At 42.0% G+C, this 26,907-nt stretch carries 26 protein-coding genes; 17 read left to right on the forward strand and 9 right to left on the reverse strand.

Annotated features, from left to right (window positions below; genetic code table 11):
• Positions 1-15: 15 nt before the first annotated feature.
• The 5 genes from AAFF35_RS17375 to AAFF35_RS17395 all read left to right on the forward strand — a co-directional run bounded on the left by AAFF35_RS17375 (position 16) and on the right by AAFF35_RS17395 (position 6,195).
• Complete coding sequence (locus AAFF35_RS17375) at positions 16-1,155, forward strand: sterol desaturase family protein (RefSeq protein WP_342327801.1); 1,140 nt, start codon at positions 16-18, stop codon at positions 1,153-1,155.
• Positions 1,156-1,248: 93 nt separating this feature from the next.
• Complete coding sequence (locus AAFF35_RS17380) at positions 1,249-1,788, forward strand: SRPBCC family protein (protein ID WP_342327802.1); 540 nt, start codon at positions 1,249-1,251, stop codon at positions 1,786-1,788.
• A 12-nt stretch (positions 1,789-1,800) separates the two neighbouring features.
• Complete coding sequence (locus AAFF35_RS17385; RefSeq protein ID WP_342327803.1) at positions 1,801-4,146, forward strand: GAF domain-containing protein; 2,346 nt, start codon at positions 1,801-1,803, stop codon at positions 4,144-4,146.
• Positions 4,147-4,204: 58 nt separating this feature from the next.
• Positions 4,205-5,113: a helix-turn-helix transcriptional regulator gene (locus AAFF35_RS17390; RefSeq protein WP_342327804.1), complete on the forward strand. Its 909-nt coding sequence runs from the start codon at positions 4,205-4,207 to the stop codon at positions 5,111-5,113.
• Between the two features lie 80 nt (positions 5,114-5,193).
• Positions 5,194-6,195 carry an aldo/keto reductase gene (locus tag AAFF35_RS17395; RefSeq protein ID WP_342327805.1) on the forward strand — a complete coding sequence of 334 codons (1,002 nt, stop codon included), beginning with the start codon at positions 5,194-5,196 and terminating at the stop codon, positions 6,193-6,195.
• Between the two features lie 77 nt (positions 6,196-6,272).
• On the opposite strand, the gene AAFF35_RS17400 is transcribed toward AAFF35_RS17395, so the two are convergent.
• The 4 genes from AAFF35_RS17400 to AAFF35_RS17415 form a co-directional block, all read right to left on the reverse strand.
• Positions 6,273-8,012, reverse strand: coding sequence for a thiamine pyrophosphate-dependent enzyme (locus AAFF35_RS17400; protein ID WP_342327806.1), 1,740 nt, complete (start codon positions 8,010-8,012; stop codon positions 6,273-6,275).
• A 108-nt stretch (positions 8,013-8,120) separates the two neighbouring features.
• A complete protein-coding gene (locus AAFF35_RS17405) occupies positions 8,121-8,669 on the reverse strand; it encodes a lysozyme inhibitor LprI family protein (protein WP_342327807.1) in 549 nt (182 codons plus the stop codon).
• 23 nt (positions 8,670-8,692) lie between these two features.
• Entirely contained in the window at positions 8,693-9,346 is a 654-nt protein-coding gene (locus AAFF35_RS17410; protein WP_342327808.1) for a YceH family protein, read from the reverse strand.
• Between the two features lie 2 nt (positions 9,347-9,348).
• Positions 9,349-9,825 carry an Lrp/AsnC family transcriptional regulator gene (locus tag AAFF35_RS17415; RefSeq protein ID WP_073228848.1) on the reverse strand — a complete coding sequence of 159 codons (477 nt, stop codon included), beginning with the start codon at positions 9,823-9,825 and terminating at the stop codon, positions 9,349-9,351.
• Between the two features lie 155 nt (positions 9,826-9,980).
• Here AAFF35_RS17415 and AAFF35_RS17420 point away from each other — a divergent pair, with 155 nt between their 5' ends.
• Entirely contained in the window at positions 9,981-11,123 is a 1,143-nt protein-coding gene (locus AAFF35_RS17420) for a histidine decarboxylase (RefSeq protein WP_342327809.1), read from the forward strand.
• 65 nt (positions 11,124-11,188) lie between these two features.
• On the opposite strand, the gene mgrA is transcribed toward AAFF35_RS17420, so the two are convergent.
• From mgrA to def, 3 genes are all read right to left on the reverse strand, one after another.
• Positions 11,189-12,181, reverse strand: a complete 993-nt coding sequence (gene mgrA / locus AAFF35_RS17425) for an L-glyceraldehyde 3-phosphate reductase (protein ID WP_342327810.1) — start codon at positions 12,179-12,181, stop codon at positions 11,189-11,191.
• A gap of 88 nt (positions 12,182-12,269) precedes the next feature.
• Positions 12,270-12,449, reverse strand: a complete 180-nt coding sequence (locus AAFF35_RS17430) for a histone H1 (protein ID WP_073228855.1) — start codon at positions 12,447-12,449, stop codon at positions 12,270-12,272.
• A gap of 151 nt (positions 12,450-12,600) precedes the next feature.
• Positions 12,601-13,260: a peptide deformylase gene (gene def / locus AAFF35_RS17435; protein ID WP_342327811.1), complete on the reverse strand. Its 660-nt coding sequence runs from the start codon at positions 13,258-13,260 to the stop codon at positions 12,601-12,603.
• A 90-nt stretch (positions 13,261-13,350) separates the two neighbouring features.
• On the opposite strand from def, the gene AAFF35_RS17440 reads away from it, so the two are divergent.
• From AAFF35_RS17440 to AAFF35_RS17455, 4 genes are all read left to right on the forward strand, one after another.
• Entirely contained in the window at positions 13,351-13,500 is a 150-nt protein-coding gene (locus AAFF35_RS17440) for a hypothetical protein (RefSeq protein ID WP_342327812.1), read from the forward strand.
• Between the two features lie 204 nt (positions 13,501-13,704).
• Entirely contained in the window at positions 13,705-14,085 is a 381-nt protein-coding gene (locus AAFF35_RS17445; RefSeq protein WP_124582459.1) for a GreA/GreB family elongation factor, read from the forward strand.
• 134 nt (positions 14,086-14,219) lie between these two features.
• Positions 14,220-14,684 carry an antitoxin Xre/MbcA/ParS toxin-binding domain-containing protein gene (locus AAFF35_RS17450; RefSeq protein ID WP_083361657.1) on the forward strand — a complete coding sequence of 155 codons (465 nt, stop codon included), beginning with the start codon at positions 14,220-14,222 and terminating at the stop codon, positions 14,682-14,684.
• A gap of 1 nt (position 14,685) precedes the next feature.
• The gene (locus AAFF35_RS17455) at positions 14,686-15,135 is read left to right on the forward strand and encodes an RES family NAD+ phosphorylase (protein WP_342327813.1); all 450 of its coding nucleotides are present in this window, start codon (positions 14,686-14,688) and stop codon (positions 15,133-15,135) included.
• Positions 15,136-15,140: 5 nt separating this feature from the next.
• Here AAFF35_RS17455 and AAFF35_RS17460 read toward each other — a convergent pair whose 3' ends face one another.
• Positions 15,141-15,908, reverse strand: coding sequence for a queuosine precursor transporter (locus AAFF35_RS17460; protein WP_124582465.1), 768 nt, complete (start codon positions 15,906-15,908; stop codon positions 15,141-15,143).
• Between the two features lie 67 nt (positions 15,909-15,975).
• Here AAFF35_RS17460 and AAFF35_RS17465 point away from each other — a divergent pair, with 67 nt between their 5' ends.
• Genes AAFF35_RS17465 through AAFF35_RS17495 form a run of 7 tightly spaced genes read left to right on the forward strand, consistent with a single transcriptional unit; the run spans position 15,976 to position 25,474 of the window.
• Positions 15,976-17,121: a methionine aminotransferase gene (locus tag AAFF35_RS17465; protein WP_342327814.1), complete on the forward strand. Its 1,146-nt coding sequence runs from the start codon at positions 15,976-15,978 to the stop codon at positions 17,119-17,121.
• Between the two features lie 24 nt (positions 17,122-17,145).
• Complete coding sequence (locus AAFF35_RS17470) at positions 17,146-17,949, forward strand: nitrilase family protein (protein WP_342327815.1); 804 nt, start codon at positions 17,146-17,148, stop codon at positions 17,947-17,949.
• Positions 17,950-17,975: 26 nt separating this feature from the next.
• Positions 17,976-19,010, forward strand: coding sequence for a N(4)-(beta-N-acetylglucosaminyl)-L-asparaginase (locus AAFF35_RS17475; RefSeq protein WP_342327816.1), 1,035 nt, complete (start codon positions 17,976-17,978; stop codon positions 19,008-19,010).
• 27 nt (positions 19,011-19,037) lie between these two features.
• Complete coding sequence (locus tag AAFF35_RS17480) at positions 19,038-19,769, forward strand: copper homeostasis protein CutC (protein WP_342327817.1); 732 nt, start codon at positions 19,038-19,040, stop codon at positions 19,767-19,769.
• 20 nt (positions 19,770-19,789) lie between these two features.
• Complete coding sequence (locus tag AAFF35_RS17485; RefSeq protein ID WP_342327818.1) at positions 19,790-22,723, forward strand: GH92 family glycosyl hydrolase; 2,934 nt, start codon at positions 19,790-19,792, stop codon at positions 22,721-22,723.
• A gap of 30 nt (positions 22,724-22,753) precedes the next feature.
• On the forward strand, positions 22,754-24,541 hold the full coding sequence (lepA, locus tag AAFF35_RS17490) for a translation elongation factor 4 (protein ID WP_124582475.1): 1,788 nt from the start codon (positions 22,754-22,756) through the stop codon (positions 24,539-24,541).
• Positions 24,542-24,592: 51 nt separating this feature from the next.
• Positions 24,593-25,474: a tetrahydrofolate dehydrogenase/cyclohydrolase catalytic domain-containing protein gene (locus AAFF35_RS17495; protein WP_342327819.1), complete on the forward strand. Its 882-nt coding sequence runs from the start codon at positions 24,593-24,595 to the stop codon at positions 25,472-25,474.
• 488 nt (positions 25,475-25,962) lie between these two features.
• On the opposite strand, the gene AAFF35_RS17500 is transcribed toward AAFF35_RS17495, so the two are convergent.
• Positions 25,963-26,850, reverse strand: a complete 888-nt coding sequence (locus AAFF35_RS17500; RefSeq protein ID WP_342327820.1) for a hypothetical protein — start codon at positions 26,848-26,850, stop codon at positions 25,963-25,965.
• Positions 26,851-26,907 lie beyond the last annotated feature (57 nt).

Below are 26,907 nucleotides of genomic sequence, written 5' to 3' on the forward strand. Positions count from 1 at the left end.
TAGAATAGTTATATTATGTCACCAAATAAGCGCTTGAAAGTTGGCCAGGGCCAAATTAGTGGGTATATCTCCATCTTTTTATCCATTCTTGCCCTCCTGGGGATTTTCTGTTTCCGATACCCTGAACAGCTGACCACTCCTGAATTTCGTGAAATCTATACCGAAGAGGTGGTAGAAATGATGATGACCGTGGGAATTATTACGTCTTTCTTTTTTGCAGTCCTCAGCCTAATTTTAAGTAAACGAATCAAATGGGCATTAATAGGGACTTCCATAGCGGCTGTTGCCATTATACTTGGCGCATTTACCGTTGAAGGACGAAGCGTAGAAAAAACCAACTGGCATTTCGGGCTGGACTGGATGATTCTGGACCTGTTACTGATGACGGCAATTTTCATTCCCCTGGAGCTGTTTTTTCCGAAAAACAAATCGCAAACCAAGTTTCATGAGGAATGGAGAACCGACCTGATGTACTTCGTCATCAGTCATTTATTTATTCAGTTCTTTGGCATTGTGACTCAAAAACCTGCAGTCTTATTCTTTGGCTGGATCGGATTGGAACAACTGCACTTATGGATCCAGAATCTGCCCTTTATCCTGGCCTTATTTCTGGCTTTCTTTACCACCGATCTTTTTCAATATTGGGCACATCGCTTTTTCCATACCCGTGTGTACCTGTGGCGCTTTCATTCCATCCACCATTCGACAAAAAGTATGGATTGGCTGGCAGGGAGCAGGACTCATTTTATGGATATCTTTTTTACCAGAGCAATGACCTTCATCCCTTTATACGTTCTTGGATTTTCTACGACTGTTTTCAACGTATACATCATTTTTATTGCTATACATGCGGTACTGATCCATGCGAATACACGGGTAAATTTTGGTCCCTTGAAATACATTTTCACTACTCCGCAATACCACCATTGGCACCATTGCGAAGACCCGAAGTATTATGGCCATAATTTTGCTTCCATCTTTCCTTTTATCGACTGGATGTTTGGCACTTATTACCTGCCTGGAAAGAAGTGGCCTGCCGGCACAGGGGTACATGAGGCACAATATCCTAAGGGTTTTGTCAAACAATCTGTTTATCCTTTTACCAAAAGTCCTTTTGATACCGACTTAAATATGGACGAGCGCAGCGACCGGTAAAAAACAGAGGTGAACTCATTGTTTTTCGAAAACAGCAATGTAATTTAGTGGTGACAAACAACTTATATTCACCACCACTAAACCAGAAAAACAATGAAAATCTTAAAAGTAATCTTAGGCGGAATTGTACTGATCGTCGTACTTCTGCTGATTGTTGCCTTATTTATTAAAAAAGATTATGCCGTAGAACGCGAAATTACGATCAACAAACCTAAAAGCCAGGTGTTTGACTACATCAAACTTTTGAAAAACCAGGACCTTTACAGTGTCTGGATCAAGAGAGACCCCGCGGCAAAGAAAGCGTATAAAGGCACTGACGGAACGGTAGGTTTTATCGCTTCCTGGGACAGCAACAATAAAGAAGTTGGAAAAGGAGAACAGGAAATCGCTAAAATTGTCGAAGGAGAAAGAATCGACATGAAGCTTCGCTTTAAAGAACCTTTTGAAGCAAATGATGATGCGTATATGATCACTGAATCTGTTTCTGAAACTCAGACTAAGGTAAGGTGGGGCTTTAAAGGCTCGATGAAGTATCCCATGAACCTGATGTTGCTATGCGTAAATATGGAAGATATGCTGGGCAAAGACCTGCAAAAGGGCTTGGATGATTTAAAAGTGATCCTCGAAAAATAGTATCTTAGGGCCATGAAGAAAGTCACCCTGGACCTTTCGGGAAATAAAGTACAACTTTTAGAGGCTGATGCAGCACTCTCTTTCAGGCCTTTTATGGAATACCTCAGAAAAAGGATTGCCAAAGAGAAAACGGTGAGAAAGTCTTACTATCAACAGGCACTAAAGGCATTTGAAAATCAGGCGGGGTCTGAGAAAGACATTCCACTGGAAAACATATATGAGTATGAGCTCCTGCTGGAATACATGTACGCCTGCCTTTCCCCGGTTCAGGATGACCAAAAATTTATTGCGTGGGGACTGTGTTTCCCACTGCAACCTATTAATTTCTATGGAACAGACTCTCTATATGAGCTGTTAAAGAATAAACAGGAAGATAAGGAGGGATATCTTGACAACAGAACTCCGGAAGACTTTAATAAAGAAAGGCTGAGGTATGTCTATGCTTTCATCCTCGGCCGGCTTTACGATTTTCATGTTCCGCTGCCAAAAGAAAAGTATCATTCAGGAATTAATCATGAAACGGGTTTACTGAGTTATTATCATGTCATGGTCAATACGGACTTTATAGAGGTGACCGTAAAAGGCGAGCTGCCAAAATTAGATTTCAGGGAAGTTCATGAACACCTTGGCCAAGGCATGGGATATGAAATGCTGGAAAACATCCTTCCCCTTGATATTTTTCAGTTCCGGGGGATTTCTGTTCTTACCGTAAAAGATGTAACTGCACAAATGGCCGTGGAGAATATCAACAAAATGCGGTTAAACCGTATTCCTGGTGAAGAAGATAAAGGTTATCAGGTCGTGATGCAATCCTTAAAAAGTCTGCTGCAAAATAATCGGATCGAGTTTGATTTCTTTCCATTTGTCAGGGTTAATGACAAGCCGGTATACGGTTATGAAAAAGGTGGCACCGGGATTCTATTTTCCGTATGGGGCGAAAAAAGGCTTTCTCCCGACGCATTTCAACAATTGGCTTCCTCTTATATCGCCAATCCGAATTCCTTTTTCTCTCCGGATATTACCAAGGAGGACCTGAAACAGTTTCCTTTTCTGGCCAGCTTTATTGAATTAGGCATCAGGTCGCTGGCACTGATTCCCCTATTTTACAACCAAACCCTTGTTGGTGTATTGGCTGTACATACCTATGATGGCGAATTTTTTAATGAATCGGCCCTGGCCCGTCTGGAACCAGCCATGCCGCCGATTGCCCAGTTGCTGCAAATGTATATTGACGAGTTCAACCTTGAAATAGAAAATATCATTAAAGAAAAGTTCACTTCCATTCAGCCTTCCGTACAGTGGAAGTTCAATGAAGTGGCCTGGCATTACCTCCATAATAAAAAGAAACACCTTCCTGAACGAACAGAGTCTATTTATTTCAATGCAGTTTATCCGCTGTATGGAGCTATAGACATTAGAAATTCAACGGTAGAAAGAAATGTTGCCAGCAAGGCTGATCTGGAATACCACCTGAACCTTCTTTCTGAAACCTTACAGTCCTTAACGCTGAGTCATAACTCTTCCCTGATGGAAGAGATGATTTTTAACTGCAAAAAATGGCAGTCTGCATTGAATGAGGAACACTGGAATACAACAGAAGAAAACAACCTGAATAACTTCCTTAAAACAGATATGATCGATTATCTGAATCATCTTGCCCAACAGGATGCAAAAACACATAAAGTGGTTCAGCATTACCTGGATCGTTCCGGGAAGACAGATGGGGAGGTCCATAAAAACAGGTATGCCCTGGAAGTATCCATGCAGATGATCAACAATGCCGTGAACAATTATTTTGAGGCTGAAAGAGAAAGACTACAACAATCTTATCCCTGCTATTTTGAAAAATTCAGAACAGATGGTGTAGAATACGACATTTATATTGGTCAATCTATCGCTCCGAAAAGGCCTTTTAACCATTTTCACCTTAAAAACCTACGGCTCTGGCAGCTCTCTTCTATGGCAGCTATTGCAAAACTGACCCACTCCCTCCTGCCGGGCATGCCAAAGAAGCTTCATACGACACAACTGATCTTTGTACATAACCAGACGATCGACATCAGTTTCCGTTCGGACGAGCGTAAATTTGATGTAGAGGGGGCCTATAACATCAGGTATCAAATGATCAAAAAACGAATTGACAAAGTATTGGTTAGTGAAACCGGAGAGCGCTTAACACAACCGGATAAGCTGGCGATCATCTATTTTAGTAAGAAAGACATCGAAGATTACCTTCCATTTATACAATACCTGCAGGAAACCGGGGTCTTTCATCCGGAACTGGAAGAACTGAACCTGGAGGACGTCCAGGGATTAAGCGGATTGAAAGCATTGAGGGTCGGGATTGTGCAGGAGTAATCTCCGGATTATGATTTTTCATAGCAAACATCTTGTTTGAATTTTATAACTTTATAAAATGAACCAGACGGAAACTATTGAAGAATTTTATAAACGTGTTCCACAAGCCAACGCCTCCGGTCTTCGGTTAAACAATGCCGGAGCAGGTCATTTTAATGTCTATACCCGGAACCTTTGCAGGGTCCAGACACCATATAGCCGTCGTGATTTTTATAAAGTTTCCCTGATTCTCGGCGAAGGAATCCTTCATTATGCCGATAAATGGATTGCCATTGACCGCCCTGCATTGTTGTTCTCCAATCCGGTGGTCCCCTATTCCTGGGAGCCCTCTTCGGAAAAACAAGAAGGTTGGTTTTGCCTGTTTACGGAAGCCTTTGTAAATGCAAATGAACGCAAAGACGGCCTTCAGGATTCCCCTTTGTTCAGGATTGGTGGCAATCCGGTTTTTTTCATCAATGAGGTACAACAGGAAGAACTCTCTGCTATTTTCAGGAAAATGGTGCTGGAAATGGAATCTGAATATACCCATAAGTACGATTTGTTGCGTAACTACCTTCATCTGATCATCCATGAAGCGATGAAAATGCAGCCGGCAGGAAGCTTTGAAAAACATGCCAATGCACCGAGCCGGATTACCAGTCTTTTTATGGAGCTTCTGGAAAGACAATTTCCTATTGACAGTCCGGAGGAGGCATTGCGGTTAAAAACAGCCAACGATTATGCACAAAGCTTATCCGTACATGCCAACCACCTGAACCGCTCGGTAAAGGAAGTGACCGGAAAAACCACTACCGCATTGATCTCAGAACGGATTACCAAAGAAGCGAGGGCACTCTTACAGCATACGGATTGGAATATCGCTGAAGTTGCCTACAGCCTTGGCTTCGAATATCCCGCTTATTTCAATCAGTTTTTCAAAAAACAAACCGGTGTCACTCCCGGGGATGCACGAAGTATGACTGTTTGATTATTATAATCATCTGTTTGAATCCTATAAACAGCACAAGCCCATATCCAGGTACTTTTGATTTATAAAACAACAACGATATGAAATATAGAAATCTAGGAACAACAACAGAAAAACTATCTGCCATTGGATTGGGATGTATGGGCATGAGCTTCGCTTATGGTCCGACAGATGACACAGAAAGCATTGCAACCTTACATAAATCATTAGACTTAGGGATTAACTTCTGGGATACTGCCGATATGTATGGCAATGGACTGAATGAAGAGCTGATTTCAAAAGTGCTGGTTCCAAACCGGGATAAAGTGTTTATTGCCACCAAATTTGGTTTCCGTTTTAAAGACGAAAATGCAGGGGCAAGTAATGTGAACGGCACTTATTTTGACGGCTCTCCGAAATGGATCAAAATTGCCGTAGAAAATAGCCTCAGACGCTTAAATATCGACACCATCGACTTGTATTATGCCCACCGTGTAGATCCAAATGTGCCTATTGAAGATACAGTGGGCGCCATGGCAGAATTGGTAAAAGAAGGAAAAGTACGCTACCTTGGATTAAGTGAAGCTTCACCAGCTTCTATCCGGAAAGCACATGCCATCCATCCTATTGCCGCTTTACAAAGCGAATATTCCTTATTGACCAGAGATGTGGAAGGCGAAATCATGAATACCGTAAACGAGCTGGGTATTTCTCTTGTCCCTTATTCTCCATTGGCCAGAGGACTAGTGATCAATACCACAGACATCAGCGGTCTGCATGAGAGTGATTTCCGCAGAACTTTACCACGTTACAGCGGGGAGAACCTGGAAAACAATAAATCTTTATCCAATGATTTCGCCGAACTGGCCAAAGATAAAAACGCTACCCCTGCTCAACTGGCCATTGCCTGGGTATTGGCGCAGGACGATCAGATCATTCCTATCCCGGGCACTAAAAAAAGAAAATACCTGGAAGACAATGCAGGTGCGGTAGACCTAAATCTTTCCCCATCCGATTTACAAGCAATTCAAAAAGTGATTGAACAATATCCGAATACAGGTGCACGCTATAGCGAAGGCGCACTGAAAATGGTCAACAATTAATTAAAAGCTTTTTGTATTTACCTGATAAGGCCGGCAAGCTAACGCTTCCCGGCCTTATCATTGATATCTAGATATCTTTAATCAATGATACTTTTCAGGTGTTTATAATTGGATTTCACGGTATCCAGCACCTCATCAAACTTCCCTCCCAACATGAGTTTAGTCATGGACAGCGCCATTCCTTTCATCATTTTAAATTCTATTTTTGGAGGCATCGCCAATGCGTTGGGATCGGTCATGACATTGACCAATACCGGTCCATTGTGTAAAAAAGCTTCTTTTAATAATAATTCCAGGTGATCAGGATCACTGATCGTAATTCCTTTGATCCCCATCGCCTCTGCAACCAATGCAAAATCCGGATTTACCATATCCGTTTCCGCATCAGGTAATCCTGCCACTTCCATTTCCAGTTTCACCATACCCAAAGAGCGGTTGTTAAATACAATCAGCTTAATTGGCAGGTTGTATTGCTTAATTGTTGCGAGGTCACCGAGCAGCATCGAGATCCCGCCATCACCACAAAGCGCCACCACCTGTCTGTCCGGACTGGAAAGTGCAGCACCGATGGCATGAGGCATCGCATTCGCCATGGAACCATGGTTAAAGGAACCCAACATGGAACGCTTACCTGTAGCATCAATATATCTGGAACCCCATACACAACACATTCCCGTATCTACAGTAAAGATGGCATCCGCTGTAGCGAGCTTATTCAGTTCAAAAGCAACCGCTTCCGGATGAATGGCATCTACTTTACCTTTATCCTCCACATAAGTACTCAGGTGCTCTTTTACCTTTTCATAAACTTTCAACTGTGCATTCAGAAAACTATCGTCTTCATTGGGGTCCAGTAAAGGAATTAAAGCTGCTAAACTTGCTTTTATATCACCATGGAGCCCCATTTCCAGTTTTGCACGTCTGCCCAAACGTTCAGGCTTGGTATCAATCTGAACCAGGACCTTGTCCTGAGGAATAAAAGGAACATAAGGGAAATCAGTACCTAAGAGAATGATAAGGTCACTTTCATGCATGCTATGGTAAGCGGAAGGCAAGCCCAGTAAGCCTGTCATTCCTACTTCATAAGGATTATCGTATTGAATGCTCATTTTGCCACGGAAAGAATATCCTACCGGTGCTTTCAGCATTCCTGCCAGTTTAACGACTTCATCATGTGCTTCTGCCGCACCAATCCCACAAAAGATGGCAATCTTTTTATGGCTGTTGATGAGTTTGGAAAGCGCCAGTAATTCCTCATCCGCCGGGCGTATCACTGCTTTTGAAAAATAGGTTCTGTCTGCCGACATATTCTCGACTGCCTCCATACTGCTCACATCGCCTGGCAGCCCCAATACAGCCACTCCTTTATGATGAAAAGCATGTTGCAATGCTGCTTGCGCCATCCTTGGCAACTGAGCCGGTGTGGTCGCAATCTGGTTATAATGACTGCAATCGTCAAAAAGTTTGGTGATATTGGTTTCCTGGAAATAACCGGAGCCAAATTCTGCGGTCGCGCAGGTAGAAGCAATGGCCAGCACCGGAGCACCCGCACGGTGTGCGTCATAAAGGCCATTGATCAAATGAACATGCCCTGGACCACTACTGCCTGCACAGCAGGCCAGACCATGAAGTTCTGCTTCCGCTGCTGCAGCATAAGCACCAGCTTCTTCATGCCTCACATGAATCCACTGGATATCAGGATTTCGCCTTACGGCATCATTTAACTCATTCAAACTATCGCCTGTTACGGCATAAATACGCTTAATGCCTGATTGAATCAGCATATCGACCAATTGCTCTGCAACTTTCTTTGACATATCTCAATTTTTAATGTTTAAATAAAATCGCAGATCTCAGAAATTTAAGATGGATGTTATCAATTTATATAACATCCATCCTCTTGCTATGGTTTTAGCTAAAAGCGTTTAAATCCGACTCAGATAGTCCCGCAGTTCTAAAACACGTTTTTTAGTGAGCTCAAGATAGGCGGAAGCCAATATGATCCTTTGCATGGTCCCACCCCCGGAGTATTTGTCGTCAGTCAGGAGTACATTCATTTTTCTTTCGGAGTCTCTGTATTTCAACCAGTTTTTTTGTACTTCTACGAGTAAGGGTTTATCTTTAGCTTCCAGCGTTTTGAGCACCTGCTGATAATACTTGTTCAGTAGAAGATCATATTCCTTTTCTGCATCATAAGCTGCCTCTACCATTCCTGCAGTAGAATAATCAATGGCAAGCCGCTGCTTCATGAACTGCTCAATCTTGGTCGTATCTGTTTTAAACTCCAGGAAATCTTTATCCTCATAGTTGTCCTTTTCAGGTTTTTCAAGCCACTTTTTCAGCTGCTCATCTGCTGCTTTATGGACTTTCAGCTTCATCCGGGCCAAATCCTGTTCATTGATTTGCCTGGGTACCTGCGCCATGCCTGTACTGAAAGAGAACAGGCCAATGGCCAATAGTAAGGGTAATTTCATTTGCATTTTTCTTTGGATAAGTATTAACCCATCAGTTCTTTCATCAGCTTATCAAAAGCTTCTTTCATCTCAGCCAGCTCCTGTTCTACTTTTGCCAACCGGTTTTCAATGTCACTTGCAGGTCTACTGTAATGTTCTTCCTCCTGCTCCTCCTGATTAAGATCCGGGGTCCCGGCAAGCAAGTGCGTATACCTCGCCTCTTTTTGTCCGGCTCTTCTTGGCAATTGCAGGATATAAGGTTGTTCTGCATCAGAAAGACGCTCCAATACTGATTGTACTTCCTCCAAAGACTCAAATTCATATAAGCGTCCGGAATTGGTATTCAGTTCACCTGGAGTTTGAGGGCCTCTGAGCATCAGCAAACAAAGAATCGCCACCTCTTGCGGGGTAACTGGAAAAACGATCGCAAAATTATGTTTGTATTTAATGCTACGGCTTGATCCACCGGTAGCAGTAGAGATCAGTCCTTTTCTCTTGAGCACATCCAGCGTCAATACGACCGTTTGCTCATCGTACTGAACGACCGGTTTCCGGGAAGTTTTTTGATTACAGGCCGCAGTAATTCCATTGATCGTCATTGGATAATACTCCGGTGTCGTTTTTGATTTCTCCATCAATACGCCAAGAACACGAAGCTCTTCAGCGTTTAATACGGGCAAAGTTTGTGTAGATTCCATGCCTAAAGATAAAAATTAAGGTGGAATGCCGTTTCTCTTTTGATTTCTTTTAAGACAAAACTACTGCTTAAGGTGGAAATATTTGATAAGGACGACAAATGAGTGACCACAAAGGTATGGTAATCATCCACATCATCCACCACGATCTTCAACAGATAATCCTGTCCGCCGGCAATACACAAGACCTCCAGGACCTCTTTAAACTGGGTAACCGATTCTTCAAAGTTTTTCAGCGTTTCAATGGATTGCTCTTTTAGCGTTACCGTACACAAGACCAATAGGTGTTTACCCAGCTTTTCCCGGTTCACCAAGGCCACATATTTTTCTATATATCCTTCTGATTTCAACCTTTTGATGCGTTCGTGGGTTGGGGAAACACTCAACCCGATCTGCTCTGCGATGTCTTTTGTGCTCAGTGAAGCATCTTTCTGCAGGATATTCAGAATCCGGGTATCGAGTTTATCTAATTTATAAATCATTGTATTTTACTGAAATGGGATTCAGCGGAATACAAATATGAGGCTTTTTACTGTTGAGCAATCCATATACAGGATTTTTTATTGAATATCATTTAATCAAAGGAAAATATATGGTACTTATCTAATTTTGAAGAATTAAATACCAGCACACAACCATGAAAACTCAATTAAACACCAAGGATAACGAGCGTTTAAGCACCTATATGCAGTTAGCCGAGGAACGTTCAAAATATTTTATTGGCTATCCTATCGCACAGGATTTCGATTATTCAGAACTTTACCCCCTTTTAAAATTACCATTAAATAATGTAGGTGATCCATGGGTGGAATCGACCTACGATCTGAATTCCCGTTCGCTGGAATTGGAAGTGCTTGAATTTTTTGCCGAACTGTTCAATGCACCCGCTAAAAACTGGTGGGGATATGTGACCAATGGTGGTTCTGAAGGGAATTTATACGGCCTGTACGTAGCCAGAGAGTTATATCCTAATGGCATTGTATATTATTCAGAAGCGACTCATTATAGCGTTCAGAAGAACATCCAGTTGCTCAATTTGCGCAGCATCGTCATCAGAACTCAGAAGAACGGGGAAATGGATTATGAAGACCTCAATGAAATGGTTCAGATGCACCGTGATCAACCAGTGATCATTTTAGCGAACATCGGGACAACGATGATGGAAGCGAAAGACGATTTACAGCAAATTCAGCAGATCCTGCGCAGACAGGCGATCAAAAATCACTATATCCATTGTGATGCTGCGCTTGCAGGAACTTACAGTGCATTGTTGGACCTGAAACCTGGTTTTGACTTTAACCACGGAACAGACAGTATGGCCATCAGTGGACATAAATTTATCGGCTCCCCAATTCCCTGCGGATTGGTGCTGGTAAAAAAGAATTATAAAGACAGAATTGGCAAAGCTATCCCTTATATCGGTACAGTTGATACAACGATTACCGGCAGCAGAAATGGGCATAGTCCGGTTTTCATGTGGTATGCATTGAAGAAATTAGGGAAAGAAGGATTGAAACAAAGGGCATTGGAATGCCTGGAAACCGCAGCTTATACGGTAAAAAGTCTCAACGATATCGGAATTCCTGCATGGACAAACCCTTCGGCTTTAACCGTCGTATTTCCTGCCCCTTCGATTGAGCTGCGACAAAAATGGCAAATTGCAACAGAAGATGGCAACAGCCATATCATCTGTATGCCAGGCGTAAGCAAAGCTCAGATTGACCATTTTGTGGCAGACTTGTTCGCAGAAATTAGCCCCGCGACAAGCGTTACGCTATAAAAACTAAAGAAAATGAAAAGGCAGGGAATTTATTCTTTGCCTTTTTTATGCCCTTGATTTTTTGGCTATGAAGCTAAGATCTGGTCGATTTTTTGAAGTTCCTCCGCAGTAAAGACAATGTTATTCAGACATTTTAGAGAATCTGCCAGCTGTTCAGGCTTACTTGCGCCGACCAATACAGAAGTGACACGTTCATCTCTCAGAATCCAGGAAAGGGCCATATGTGCCAATTTCTGACCTCGTCCTGCTGCAATTGCATTTAGCTCATTGAGTTGTCTGATTCTTTCGGGAGTAATCTGATCCTGCTGCAATGCGCCATGTGATTTAGCGGCTCTGGAGTCTGAAGGGATCTCTTTCAGGTATTTATCGGTCAGCATTCCCTGAGCAAGTGGAGAAAAAGGAATACACCCCACTCCTGTATTGCCCAATAAGTCCAGTAATCCGCCTTCAATCCAGCGTTCATACATGGAATATTTAGGTTGATGGATTAAGCATGGGGTACCAAGATCTTGCAGGATCTGAATCGCCTTTGCAGCTTCTTCCGCCTGGTAATTGGAGATTCCTACATATAATGCTTTTCCCTGACGTACGATCAGGTCCAATGCGGCCATGGTTTCTTCCAGTGGAGTTTCCGGATCCGGACGATGGTGATAAAAGATATCTACATAATCCAGTCCCATTCGTTTCAGGCTTTGATCCAGGCTGGAAACCAGGTACTTTTTGGAGCCCCAATCGCCATAAGGTCCGTCCCACATGGTATATCCGGCTTTGGAAGAAATGATCATTTCATCCCTATACCCTTCAAAATCTCTTTTCAATAACCTGCCAAAGTTTTCTTCAGCGGATCCCGGAGGCGGGCCATAGTTATTGGCAAGGTCGAAATGAGTGATTCCATTGTCAAATGCCAGTTTTAAGATATTGCTACAATTCTCCAGCTGATCTACATGTCCGAAATTATGCCATAAACCTAAGGAGATTGCGGGCAACTTTAATCCGCTTTTTCCGCACCTGCGGTATTGCATTTGAGAATATCTGTTTGGGGCGGCTGTATAAGACATGGCTTGGAGGAAAAATGGGGGATATAGGATATGGGAATAAGCATCAGTAGCCATACGTGATGGCTACTGATGTTCGAATGAATCGATATTATTTATCGCTGTTCTTTTTTTCTGTTACTTCAGTACGGATTTCCTGTGCAAGAACTTTTAAATCCTGCATAGCTTTACGTACTCTTGTTCCTGCTGCACTGTTTCCTGCATTATAAAACTTCTCTGCATCAGCCTCAACAGAAGCTAGTAATTCTTTAACTTTTGAAAATTTTTCCATGTTTTGATTATTTAATTTATAGCCAAATATATATTATTTTGGAAATAAACGTACATAACTTAGCTTCTATTGCGCTTTTTCTGCTAAATCTCTGTCATTTCATTGATTTTTCGGCTTCATTTAACCTTCGTAGAAGCCTCTGAGACGCTTCTCAGGGGCGCAGGTACAGCTTCTCCTGCATAAAATTAAGGCGTCCGACAAGGGAATTATAGGCCTTTGTTTCTTGTTCTTTCAACCTTTCAGTGAACAGGATTCCGTTCAGGTGATCCGTTTCATGCTGGAAGATCACCGCTGTAAAACCCTCAATAATTTCCTCCTTTGCTTTGCCCTGTCGGTCGAAATAATTCAGTTTAATGGCATGATGGCGGACCACCTCTCCTATGGCATCCGGGATGGATAAACATCCTTCCGTTCCCTTTCTCAACAATTCCGATTTCCAGGTGATCTTTGGATTCAGGTACAGTTCAAAAGGCTCTCCTTCCTTATCATATCGCTTTACCCAGATGATGTTGCGGTTGATGCCTACCTGGGGTCCTGCAATTCCTATTCCCGGGCGGGTGACATCCCGCATGGCGAGGTACATGCGCTGTGCCAGCACCTTAATTAAAGGATCTTTTGGATTAATATCAGTAGAAGCAGTTGTCAATACTTTCAACTCTTCGGCTTCGGTGATCTGGGTGACCCTCAGCATCGTTGCGGTATCCCCCGAGAGGATAATTGATTTTTCGTTATTGGTAAAGCCCTGTGCGAAGCCGGAGACAGGTTTAAAAATCAGGAAGCCCAACAGGGCTAAAAGGAATGTTCTCATCATATTAAAACAGGATAGTCTGACTAAGGTAATGATTTAAAATAAAACGCTTTTTACTTTGAATTTGTAAAAAAGCTACCGAGATTAGCAAAAATGAAACAGAAAACCGGTCTATATAAAGCAACATTGATGACTTATAATAAAAGTCAGCTGCAGGTATATGCCCTTTTCAAAAGGTTTTTCAGGGAGAACTATCCCTTTGGCTTTACTTACCAGATAACGAGTAAAGACTTTATTAATTAAGCCCCGAATCATTTCTTTTATACCTTCGATTCAGGGGCCTTCTTCTTCTGATCAATACTGCTATTTAATATTTTAAGCATCAGGATTCCTTCGATTTTGCAGGTTCCTGTTCACAAAAATTGATCTTTTACGCGATAATCCCATTGCGTTGCCCTTCATTTTTCAAAGCAATTAAATATTTTTTTATATCAAGACATTTAAAACATGGAAACAAAATCATTGTCACTATCAAAAAGCGATTTAAAACTGTTAAAAGAACATTTGGACAAATCCAACATGAGTCCTTATAACAAGGAAAAACTGAGACAGGAAATTAAAGAAGCCACCATTTATGCCGATCAGGAACTTCCTGCCGACGTGGTCTGTCTGAAATCTGAAGCCAGAATCGCCAACACGAAAACCGGTAAAGAATTTACATTTAGAATTGTGATGCCCGAAGAAGCGAACATTAAATTACAGAAAGTATCTGTTTTTGCGCCGATCAGCATTGCGCTATTCGGATACAGAACGGGAGACATCATCAACTGGGAGATGCCCGATGGCATTCAGGAGTTTAAAATACTGGAAGTAAAGAAAATTTCTTAGGTCCTCCTTCCCGCTTCAAAGTCGCATTCCATGCCCCTCAAAGCCAGGATTGTCAGGAATGCGTCTTTGTTTGGAAAATATTCTAAAAATCACAGAAAATATTCCTACATTTGAAATAGCAAAAAAGAAGTATTATGGCAAGCACTCCAAAACCCTATAAAACTAAAGCTAAAGTATCTGTCGTTGCTGAGGCTGCGCTCATTGCACCTTATCAATCTTTGTATACCAATTCCATCAGTGTACTCACCAGTGCAAAAAACGGCTTATCGGCAAAGGCTGCATTAGACTTTCTGAGTCTTTCCGGCTTTACCAGGGAGGAGTTTCAGGATACTTTTAAAACAAATGTAAAAACAATAGAGAATTATGTGTCCAATGCTTCCAAGCTGGATGCTTCCTTAAGTGAAAAACTCCTCAAATCTTTCTCTCTTTTCGAAAAAGGAATCGAAATCTTTGGAACCGCAAAAGCCTTTCACCTCTGGTTGAATACCCCTTCATATGGCTTAGGCAATCAGATCCCTTTTGAACTGATGGATACCATTACCGGGATTTCCCTGATCGAAGAAGAATTAATCCGCATTGAATACGGTGATTTAGCATAATATGCAGGTATTTCGTATCGCCCTCACAAAATATGCCGGTTCTTTAATGGCCTCAGGAAGAGCAGCACGCTGGAATCCGAATGAAGTAGAAGTGATTTACAGTGCAGGATCACGCTCTCTGGCCTGCCTGGAAAATGTGGTGCATAGAAACCAGATCGGACTTAACAACTCCTTCCAGGTGATGACCATTGAAATTCCTGATGACATCATGATTCAGACAATTGAGCTCAAAAAGCTCCCCGCAAACTGGGTTGAATTTGAAAATATGCCACTCACACAGGAAATTGGTGAAAACTGGACAAAGCAAGGCAAATCAGCCATCTTAAAAGTCCCCTCTTCTATCATTCCTGCAGAATACAATTACCTGATCAACCCGCAACATCCGGATTTTAAGTTCATCAAACTGTTAAAATCTGAATCTTTTGTGTTTGATAAAAGGATCAAGCTATAACGGGATTACCTACCTGCCATTTTGATCATGCGCTGTGCCAGGTCTTTTCCAAGATAACCGTCAATAATGCCATGAACAAGGTACAATATCGGGGTCATCAGAATGGCCACAATGAACTTATAGGTATAATTGACCAACCCGATGGCAGCCACCATTTGCCAGCTCCAATGGTATTGAGGATTCAGGTAAAAAGCAATAAAGATCACCACAAAACTATCAATACATTGGGAAACTACAGTTGAACCCGTTGCCCGCAGCCATAATGCTTTATCTCCTGTCACCTTTTTTATCTTATGAAAGATAAGTACATCGGCAATCTGTCCGATCAGGAAAGCAATGATAGAACCTACAATGATCCACATCCCCTGTCCGAATATCCCCGCAAAAGCAGCATTCATATTGAGTTGATGTCCCTGAATATTCTGGTTTACCCAAAAGTCTGATGGCGTCAGTTTCATCGCCGCACCTACAATAAAAAAAGCATACGCGATCAGTACTGCGGTTAAGATCGACAGGAATCGTACCTGCCGGACTCCAAAATATTCATTGATGATGTCTGTCATGATGAAGATCAGTGGCCAGGTCAATACGCCTGCAGACATGTTAAAGGAAAGGTTGGGTACGCCCAATAAATTGATGTCAAACTGCTTGATGCCAAGCGTTCCCTCGACCGTAAATATTTTTACTCCGATAAATTCTGAGAGAATGGCATTGGCGACAAAAAAAGAGCCTAAAACGAGCAGCAACCTGCTTTCTTTTGTTTTAAAAGTCATAGCAGGATGAAATTATTAAATAAATCTGATATAAGAGGATAAATATTATTTCTATTTTCGTTGTCACATGATATCTACTCAATCAAAACTACCTGGAACAGGCACGAATATCTTTTCGGTCATGTCCAAATTAGCCGAAGAACACAAAGCAATTAATCTTTCCCAGGGATTTCCTGATTACGATTGCGATCCTAAACTAATTGAATATGTAGCGGATGCAATGAAACAAGGATTTAATCAATATGCCCCGATGACTGGCCTTCCGGTCCTAAGGGAGTTGATTTCTGAAAAGATGAACAGCCTTTATGGCGCAGACTACCATCCTGAAACGGAAGTTACCGTTACCGCAGGTGGTACACAAGCGATATTTACCGCTTTAAATGCTTACATCAATGCCGGAGATGAAGTGATCATCTTTGAGCCTGCATACGACTGTTATGCACCCACGATCAAAATGCTTGGTGGTTTGGTAAAGCCTTATCAACTCGCCCCGCCAAATTACGAGATCGATTGGGAAATGGTCAAAAAGCTATTTTCTGCCAATACCAAAATGATCATTTTAAATAGCCCTCAGAATCCAACGGGCTGTGTTTTATCAGAAAAAGACATTAAGGCGCTCATTAAACTGACCAAAAACACCGACATCATGATTTTGAGTGATGAGGTTTATGAACATATTATTTTTGACGGTAAAAAGCACCAGAGTGTAGCTTTATACCCTGAACTTCGGGAAAGAAGCTTTATTGTGGCCTCTTTCGGCAAGTTACTCCATACTACCGGCTGGAAATTAGGCTATTGTCTTGCCCCTGAAGCCTTGATGAAAGAGTTCAGAAAAGTACATCAGTTTAATGTATTCAGTGTGAATACTCCAATGCAGCTGGGCGTAGCAAAGTACCTGAAAGATCCGCAGAGTTATCTTGGATTATCGGCTTTCTTCCAGCAAAAACGCGATTTGTTCCGTTCCCTGCTTGCCGAAACTAAGTTTAAATTATTACCTTGCAATGGTTCTTATTTCCAATGCGTTAGCTATGAGCACCTCAGCGATGAAAAAGATGTCGCCATGGCCGAAAGGTTAATTAAAGAGTATGGCGTAGCTTCTATCCCCGTTTCTGCCTTCTATATCCGGAATACGGACCATCATGTTTTACGTTTTTGTTTTGCTAAAAAGCAAGAAACTTTGGAAAAAGCCGTTGAAAGACTAGTTAAATTATAATTTACATCCCCTTAAATTAGAATAATGGAAAGTCCAGATTACCTGAATATTAAAAACCTGAAGATCACCATATTTCAGGCCTACCTATTTTGGGAAAATATTGACAAGAACCTTCAGAACTTATCCTTGAGATTATCCTCGGGTGTTAAAGAAAAAACAGATCTGATTATTCTTCCTGAGATGTTCAATACCGGATTTAGCATGAATGCGGAGGCACTTGCTGAAGAGATGGGAGGAAAAACCATGCAATGGATGAACGAAATTGCACAGAAATACGAATGTGTGGTTACCGGAAGTCTGATCATTAAAGAAAACGGACATTATTATAACCGCATGATCTGGATGCTTCCGGAAGGCGGATACAGTCATTACGACAAACGACACCTCTTTGGTTTAGGGGAAGAAGATAAAACCTATACCCCTGGCAATGACAGAGTCATCGTGGAATTAAAAGGCTGGAAAATCCGCCTTGCGATCTGCTATGACCTTCGCTTCCCGGTTTGGTTGCGCAACCAGAATGAAGAATACGACATCCTGTTGTTCGTTGCCAGCTGGCCGGATAAACGCGCCATACATTGGAATGCATTGATTCCTGCCCGTGCAATCGAAAACCAAAGTTATGTGATCGCCGCTAACCGCGTAGGCCATGATGGCAAAGAAGTGTACCATAGTGGTCAATCCCAATGTATCGATCCTATGGGTAAAACCGTTTATTACAAACCTGAAGATGAAGATTTATATACCTTCAGCATCGGTTATGAAGAACTTGTAAAAACCCGTCAAAGCTTTCCTTTCTTAAAGGATGCCGACAATTTTAGTATCATTTAACCAAACAAACTATACCAAACCAAACCATGTTTAACCGTAGAAAATTTATAAAAGCATCTGCGCTTTCCGCTTCGTTATTGGCCATCGACAGAACAAGTGCGGCAGCGATGATCCCTGCTCCTTCTTCCCAGGAACCCGTAAAACCGATTGTGATCTCGACCTGGGATTTCGGTATTGCAGCCAATCAGGCGGCATGGAAAGTGCTTTCCACTGGAGGCCGGGCTTTGGACGCGGTGGAGAAAGGTGTTCATGTTCCCGAGGCTGACCCTAAAAATCAGTCGGTAGGATATGGCGGCTTACCGGACAGAGATGGTCATGTAACCCTGGATGCCTGTATCATGGATGATTTAGGCAATTGCGGTGCGGTAGCAGGTTTAGAACACATTATGCACCCGATATCTGTGGCAAGACTCGTGATGGAGAAAACGCCGCATGTGATGCTTGTTGGTGATGGTGCACTTCAGTTTGCATTAGAAAACGGCTTTAAAAAAGAAAACCTGCTCACTAAAGAAAGTGAAAAAGCATGGAAGGAATGGTTGAAAACAGCCAAATATGCGCCGGTGATGAACATCGAGAATAAATTGTACGATAAGGCTGCTCCTACTAAATTACCAGGAAACCAATACAACCATGATACCATAGGTATGTTGGCCATTGATGCCAAAGGAAACATCTCTGGGGCCTGTACCACCAGCGGAATGGCTTATAAACTTCATGGACGTGTGGGCGATAGCCCGATCATCGGAGCAGGCTTATATGTAGACAATGAAGTTGGCGGCGCCACCTCTACAGGAGTAGGCGAAGAGGTGATCCGTAATGTAGGCAGCTTCTTAGTCGTAGAATTGATGAGACAAGGTTATGCTCCTGAGGATGCCTGTAAAGAAGCGGTAATGAGGATCATTAAGAAGAAACCGGAAATTGCAAAAGGCATTCAGGTGGGTTTCCTTGCCCTGAATAAAAAGGGGGAATACGGAGCTTATGCGATCCAAAAAGGCTTCAGCTATGCGGTATGTACCAGTCAGAAAGACGATTTATTGATCCCTGGAAAAAGCTATTATTAACATTTTTCTTTTTATAAAATGATTCAAATGGAAGTTTGCGCCAACTCGCTTACCTCTGCCCTTGCGGCTCAGGAAGGTGGCGCTGTGAGGGTAGAATTTTGTGATAATTTACCAGAAGGTGGGACTACTCCCAGTTATGCACAAATTAAGCTGGCAAAAGAGCTGTTGCACATCCTTGTTTATCCGATTATCCGCCCCAGAGGTGGGGATTTTCTATATTCTGACCTGGAGTTTCGCCTCATGAAGGAAGATGTTAAAATCTGTAAATCATTAAATTGTGATGGTGTGGTCATCGGGATTCTAAAAGCAGATGGCAGCATTGATAAGGAAAGATGCGCAGAACTGATTGCACTGGCAAGGCCGATGAAGGTCACTTTTCACCGGGCTTTTGACATGTGTAATGACCTGGAAAAAGCGCTAGAGGAGCTCATTGAACTGGGCTGCGAAAGGGTATTAACTTCAGGAGCTGCAGCTTCTGCGCTTTTGGGTGCAGAAAAGCTAAAAGGTTTAATCACCCAGGCTGCCGGAAGGATCAGCATTATGCCGGGAGCAGGTGTCAAAACCGAAAACATTGCAGAGATCATCCGGATTACGGGAGCAAAAGAGTTCCATGCTTCAGCAAAACATGCCGTAAAGAGCGATATGAAATTCAGAAATCCAGGATTGAGTATGGGGACTTCCGTAGATGAGTTCAGCTATGACCTGACGGATGCAGCGACCGTAAAAAAGCTGATTGAATTGGCCAACAGCAATAAATAACGTTATAATTATCGATAATAATGATACAAAAACTGACCAGCACAACCTTAGTTGTGGCCCTGTTCTTTTCCATCAGCACTGCCCAGACTAAAAAAGATTATACGCAATATGTAAATCCATTTATCGGGACAGGTGGCCATGGACATACTTATCCAGGCCCTTCTATGCCTTTTGGCATGATTCAACCGGGTCCTGACACCCGTTTAACCGGATGGGATGGCTGCTCCGGTTACCACGATACCGACAGTGTCGTTTATGGTTTCTCTCATACCCATTTAAGTGGCGTAGGGATTCCTGACTATGGCGATGTTTTGTTCATGCCCACGGTAGGACAACCGGAGTTCCAGAATACTGCTTATGCCTCTCCTTTTCAAAAGAAAAATGAGAAAGCAAGCGTAGGTTATTATGCCACTAAACTCGACAAATATGGCATCAATGTAGCACTGACGAGCACCAGAAGAGTTGCTTTACACCAATATACCTTTCCTGCTTCAAAGCAATCGAATATCATCATCGATTTAAAACACCGGGACCGCGTATTGGATTCCTGGATTGAAGTGGTCAGCCCAACTGAAATCCGCGGGTTCAGAAGGTCCAGAGCCTGGGCTAAAGACCAGCCTGTTTATTTCTATGCTAAGTTTAGCAAGCCTTTTAAATCTTATGGCATTGCTGTTGATGATGTCGTACAGAAAGGGCTGAAAAAGGCATCCGGTAAAAACATCAAGCTATTTATCCAGTTTGACACCAAGGCTGCTGAAAATGTGCTTTCTAAAGTGGCCATCTCGGCAGTCAGTGCGGAAGGTGCCTTAAAAAACCTGGATGCAGAGTTAAAAGGTTATGATTTCAAAGGCACCGTAGCGAAGGCTAAAACGATTTGGAATACCGAGCTTTCTAAAATTGAAGCAGAGAGTACCGATCAGAAACAACTCCGTACTTATTATACCGCATTGTACCATAGTTTCCTCAATCCCAATTTATTTATGGATGTGGATGGACAATACCTGGGTCTGGACAAGAAGGTTCACCGTGCAGTCGGTTTTGAATACTTTACTGTTTTCTCTTTATGGGATACCCACCGCACAGAACATCCACTCCTCACACTGATCGACAGAAAAAGAACACTGGATTTCATTAAAACCTTTCTGGCTATGTACGACCAGGGAAAGCTGTTGCCCATATGGGAACTGGCTTCGAATGAGACCTTTTGTATGATTGGAAACCACTCCATTCCAGTGATTGTAGATGCCTATGCAAAGGGAATCCGCGATTTTGATACGGAAAAAGCCCTGGAAGCGATGAAAGTTTCTGTAAACAGGAAACAGTTCGGAATAGACCTTTACGTTGCTCAAGGCGCTGTTCCTTCCGATAAGGAAGAAGAATCTGCGTCCAAAACAGTAGAATATGCTTATGACGACTGGTGCATTTCGGAATTCGCCCGCATGCTGGGCAAAAAGGAAGACCAGGAATTGTACAGCCGCAGGGCACAATACTGGAAAAACCTCTATGATCCGGAAACCGGTTTTATCCGTGCCCGGCAAAACGGAGGTTTCTACAAACCTTTTGAACCTACAGAAGTCAACAGCAATTACACGGAAGGCAATTCCTGGCATTATTCCTTCAGCACCCAGCAGGACGTCAATACCCATATGGAATTTATGGGCGGAGAACCGGCCTATCAGGAAAAGCTGAATGAGCTATTTACTACAAAAAAAGGATTGACAGGCAGGGCTCAGGATGATATCGCAGGTTTAATCGGGCAATATGCCCATGGAAATGAACCGAGTCACCATATGTCTTATTTGTTCAATTATACCAGGCATCCGGAAAAGACGGCACATTATCTGCAAAGAATTTACAGGGAACAATACCATGATCAGCCTGATGGCTTATCCGGAAATGAAGACTGTGGTCAGATGAGTGCCTGGCTGGTGATGAGTGCGATGGGCTGGTATCCGGTCTCTCCCGGCAACAACATTTACAATATCGGCAGTCCATGGTTTAAGAAACTAACGGTACACCTGGAAAACGGGAAAAAGATCGTCGTGAATGCGCCTTCCCTTAATCAGGACCGCTATTATACTTCCGGACTGAAATTAAACGGAAAACCTTATGGTAAACTGTTTCTGAATTACAACGATCTTGCCAATGGAGGAACACTTGATTTTGCGCATTCGGCTAAACCGGATATGGATTATTTAAACAGTCTGGAGAAGCCGGTGATGAAGATCAGTGGGCAACTCATTACCCCTAACCCATCGATTAATGGCCCCTCTGCTATTTTCAAAGGAAAACAAAGCATCAGCATCAGTAATTCGTTAAAGGACGCAGAGATCTATTATACCACCGACGGCAGCACGCCTTCTGCAGCTTCCCTTCGTTATACTCAGCCCTTTGAGATCGACAAAAGCAGTCAGATTAAAGCCATTGCCTATAAAGCTGGCTATGTAAACAGTTTTCCTGTAGAAGCTTCCTACCAAACGGCAGATCAACATTATACCATACAGGTTAAAACTGCGATTAATCCTACTTTTACCGGCGGTGGAAACAATGCGCTGATTGATGGAATCCGGGGAACGGCCAATTACAAAATCGGAGACATCTGGCAAGGCTTCAGAAGTCCGGAAATTGAGGCTGTTGTAGACCTTGGTTTGAAGAAGAAAGTGAACACCGTAAGCATTGGCGCATTGCAAGATACCAATGCCTGGATCATTATTCCTTCGGAAGTGAGTTTTTATGGCTCTTCGGACAACATTCATTTTGTAGAAATCGGCAAGGTAAAATCAACGGTTGATCCAAAAGATGAACGTCAGCAAATTCAGGAGTTTAGTGCCAAAGCAGGCATAGAATGCAGATATATTAAGGTGGTAGTCAAGGCTTATGGCATTCTTGGCGACTGGCATGATGGTTCAGGTGAGCTGGCCCATTCTTTCTTTGATGAAATTACGATAAATTAATCGACTCAAAATCCTATATTTGCGCCACTGATGAAGCACATACGTAATTTTTGCATAATTGCACATATTGACCACGGTAAGAGCACCCTGGCTGACCGTTTATTGGAATATACTAAAACCATTACCCAACGTGAGTCTCAGGCTCAATTGCTGGATAATATGGATTTGGAGCGTGAACGCGGCATCACGATAAAAAGCCACGCCATTCAGATGAACTACACCGTAGACGGACAGGAATATGTATTAAACCTGATTGATACCCCCGGACACGTAGATTTTTCTTATGAAGTTTCCCGTTCAATCGCGGCCTGTGAAGGTGCATTGTTGATCGTTGATGCTTCACAAGGGATTCAGGCACAAACGATTTCCAACTTATATCTTGCTTTAGAGCATGACCTGGAGATCATTCCGATCCTGAACAAAATGGATTTACCAGGCGCAATGCCTGAAGAGGTAAAAGATCAGATCATTGACCTGATTGGTTGTAAACGCGAAGAGATCATTCCTGCATCCGGAAAAACCGGATTGGGGGTAATGGACATCCTTCAGGCGATTATAGACCGCGTACCTGCTCCTGTTGGAGAACCGGAAGCGCCATTACAGGCCTTAATCTTTGACTCTGTATTCAACTCTTTCAGAGGAATTATTGCTTACTACAAAGTAGTGAATGGTGAAATCAGAAAAGGGGATAAAGTAAAGTTCATCAATACCGGTAAAGAATATCTTGCTGATGAGGTGGGTGTACTAAAATTAAACATGTTACCTAAGGACGTGGTGAAAACCGGGGACGTAGGTTATATCATATCAGGAATTAAAGAAGCGCGTGAGGTTAAGGTTGGAGATACGATCACTAACGTTGCCAGGCCTTCATTAGATTCCATTCAAGGATTTGAAGAGGTAAAACCAATGGTATTTGCGGGAATCTATCCTGTAGATACAGATGAGTTTGAAGAACTTCGTGAGGCGATGCATAAATTACAGCTGAACGATGCTTCGATTGTATTTGAACCGGAAAGCTCTGCAGCTTTAGGTTTCGGATTCCGTTGCGGGTTCCTTGGAATGCTGCACATGGAGATCATCCAGGAGCGTCTGGAACGCGAATTTGATATGACGGTAATTACGACTGTTCCCAACGTATCTTATGTCGCCCATACCAGTAAAGGCATTGAAGTCATCGTAAACAACCCTTCAGACCTTCCTGATCCAAGTAAACTGGATTTCGTGGAAGAGCCTTTCATCAAAGCAAACATCATTACCAAAGCTGAATTTGTTGGTCCGGTAATGTCGCTTTGTATTCAGAAAAGAGGGACTATTGTGAATCAGTCGTACCTGACTTCAGACCGTGTTGAACTGATATTTGAAATGCCTATGGGTGAGATCGTTTTCGATTTCTACGATAAGCTGAAAACCATCTCCAAAGGATATGCTTCTTTCGATTACCACCAGATTGGCTATAAGCAATCTGACCTGGTACGTCTGGACATTCTATTGAATGGAGAGCATGTGGATGCGTTATCGTCCTTAATTCACCGTAGCAATTCCTATGATTTTGGAAAAAGAATCTGTGAGAAATTGAGGGAATTGATTCCGAGACAACAATTTGAGATTGTGATTCAGGCTTCTATCGGTGCAAAAATTATTGCCCGTGAGACCGTAAGGGCTTTACGTAAAGATGTAACGGCCAAATGTTATGGTGGTGATATCTCCCGTAAGCGTAAACTTTTGGAGAAACAAAAGAAAGGTAAAAAACGGATGCGTCAGGTAGGTAATGTGGAAATTCCACAAACCGCTTTCATGGCCGTACTTAAATTAGATTAATTTTTAGGGCAATGCCTGGCATTGCCTAAACATAAACAACATTAGGATTACATGCAGTTACTGGACGGAAAATTCGCATCAGAGAAAATAAAACAGGAAATCGCAGCAGAAGCAGCGGCTTTTTTAGCAGAGAGTGGCAGAAAACCTCACTTGATAGCGATATTGGTTGGTAATGATGGTGGCAGCGAAACATATGTCGCCAGTAAAATGAAAAACTGTGAAAAGGTAGGTTTCCAATCTTCCCTGATCAGATATGATGTCACTGTTACTGAAGCAGAATTATTACAGAAGATCGAGGAAATTAATCAGGATGCTGATGTAGATGGCTTAATCGTTCAACTTCCCCTTCCTAAACACATCGATCCGGAAAAAGTAACGGAAACGATCGATTATCGTAAAGATGTAGATGGTTTTCACCCGGTAAATCTGGGTCGTATGATGAGAAACCTTCCTTGTTTTATTCCTGCAACCCCTTATGGGATTCTGTTAATGCTTCAGGCTTATCAGATTGATACCACAGGGAAACATTGTGTGGTAGTTGGCAGAAGTAATATTGTAGGAAGCCCAATGAGTATCCTGATGGCCAGAAATGCAAACCCAGGGAACTGTACGGTAACACTTACCCATAGTAAAACAGCGAATTTGAAAGAACTGGCTTTACAGGCAGATATTATTGTTGCTGCAATCGGCAAAAAGAATTTTGTAACTGCTGATATGGTAAAACCTGGTGCAATCATTATTGACGTAGGCATCAACAGAGAGACTTCAACAGAAACGAAATCAGGTTATAAATTGTATGGTGATGTTGATTTTGAAAATGTAGCACCAAAAGCTTCATGGATTACTCCGGTTCCCGGAGGTGTAGGTCTGATGACGATTGTAGGTTTGTTAAAGAACACATTGGCTTCAGCAAAAAAGGAAATCTATCCATAAGGATATCTTGATATCTCTATATATAAAAAAGAGGGTTGATTTAAAAGTCAACCCTCTTTTTTATTGTTCCGGAGTCATAATTTTTTCTTTTATTTCCTTAATTAACTGATCAGAATCCCTAAAACCATCTGATATTGAGGATCGGAAGTAAAATGTAGAACCATCATTAAAACATACATAAAATGAAGATCTCGACAACCACCTATCGACCTCCTTTACCTCGGCCCTGGACTTCTTTGCCTTAAAAAAAAGGTTCTTAAAAACCAGCTCATTTCCAATGCTATAAACGTCGTAATAAGAAAAGGCACGTATAAAGATAAAAGATGCAATAGCAAGAATAACTGCCAGAACACCCAGGCTAGTAAATGTCAATACATCAAGTATTAAATACGAAAAAAATATCAGTAATGGCAATAAACTAAAAATAAGAAACAATTGGCTCCCAACGGCTGAACTTCCACTAATCTTTGTCTTAATCACTTTTGCTTTTATTTTTTACGTTTTACTAACTTACGTCCTTGCCAAAGAAAATCATAAGTACCTTCTTTTTGATTTGAATCTTTCCTCCCTGGACTCACCTTTTTCCCGGATAATCTTCCTCTGATATAATCATATTCGCTGATCGTTTCAACTGTTCGAACGATAATATTTTGTAATTCGAAGAGGTAATCAGATTTCAATTGCGGTACCATTGATGGGGAAAAAGAAGTCTGTACCACAAAGGAGAGTTGATAATCAACTTTTGGGACTTCATCATAATCTTTTAACAGTGCAATAACATTCAATATTTCTTTATTTCCAGTTTCTGTTCCGGCATTAAATTCATAAGTTTTGATCTCATCAAAAAGCAAAGAGTCTTCGGCAATTTTAACTTCCGATTTAACCAAGCCCCCTCCGATCCTATCAGGATGTTTTTTTATGACATCTAATGTATCTCTTAACCATATCTTAAAAATTTCATCCTGTTCCGGGAAAGCTATTGCCGCAGTTTTTTCTTGTGATTGACAACCTGCGATGACGAGGCAACAAAAAATCAAAACCAGATTTAGGTGAGCAGCTCTCAATCTCCCCCTACAGTATGCAGTACTCAAGGCGATCAATGTCCCCAGATAAAAGAAAAGAGGATATATGATAATTATTCTACGACTGATTCCTCCTAAACTTCCATAAAAAGAGTGCAATTGCAAGTTACCCGTGATATCCATGGATGTTACGTAACTTTTATCTGTTGAATCAAAAAAAACATAGATACCGTATACGCAAATCAGAAACAATAATAGGTCTGTCAGTTTACTGCGATACAAAATTAGGAAGACAATAAGTGGCATTAATAAAATATGGCTTTCTCTATAACTTAATCTGTCGTTAGATAACATTTCAATCTCTATAAACTCAAGTATAAGAAAAACACCAATTAGAAGGAGCTTAACAAG

This window comes from Pedobacter sp. FW305-3-2-15-E-R2A2, assembly GCF_038446955.1.
GTDB lineage: Bacteria > Bacteroidota > Bacteroidia > Sphingobacteriales > Sphingobacteriaceae > Pedobacter.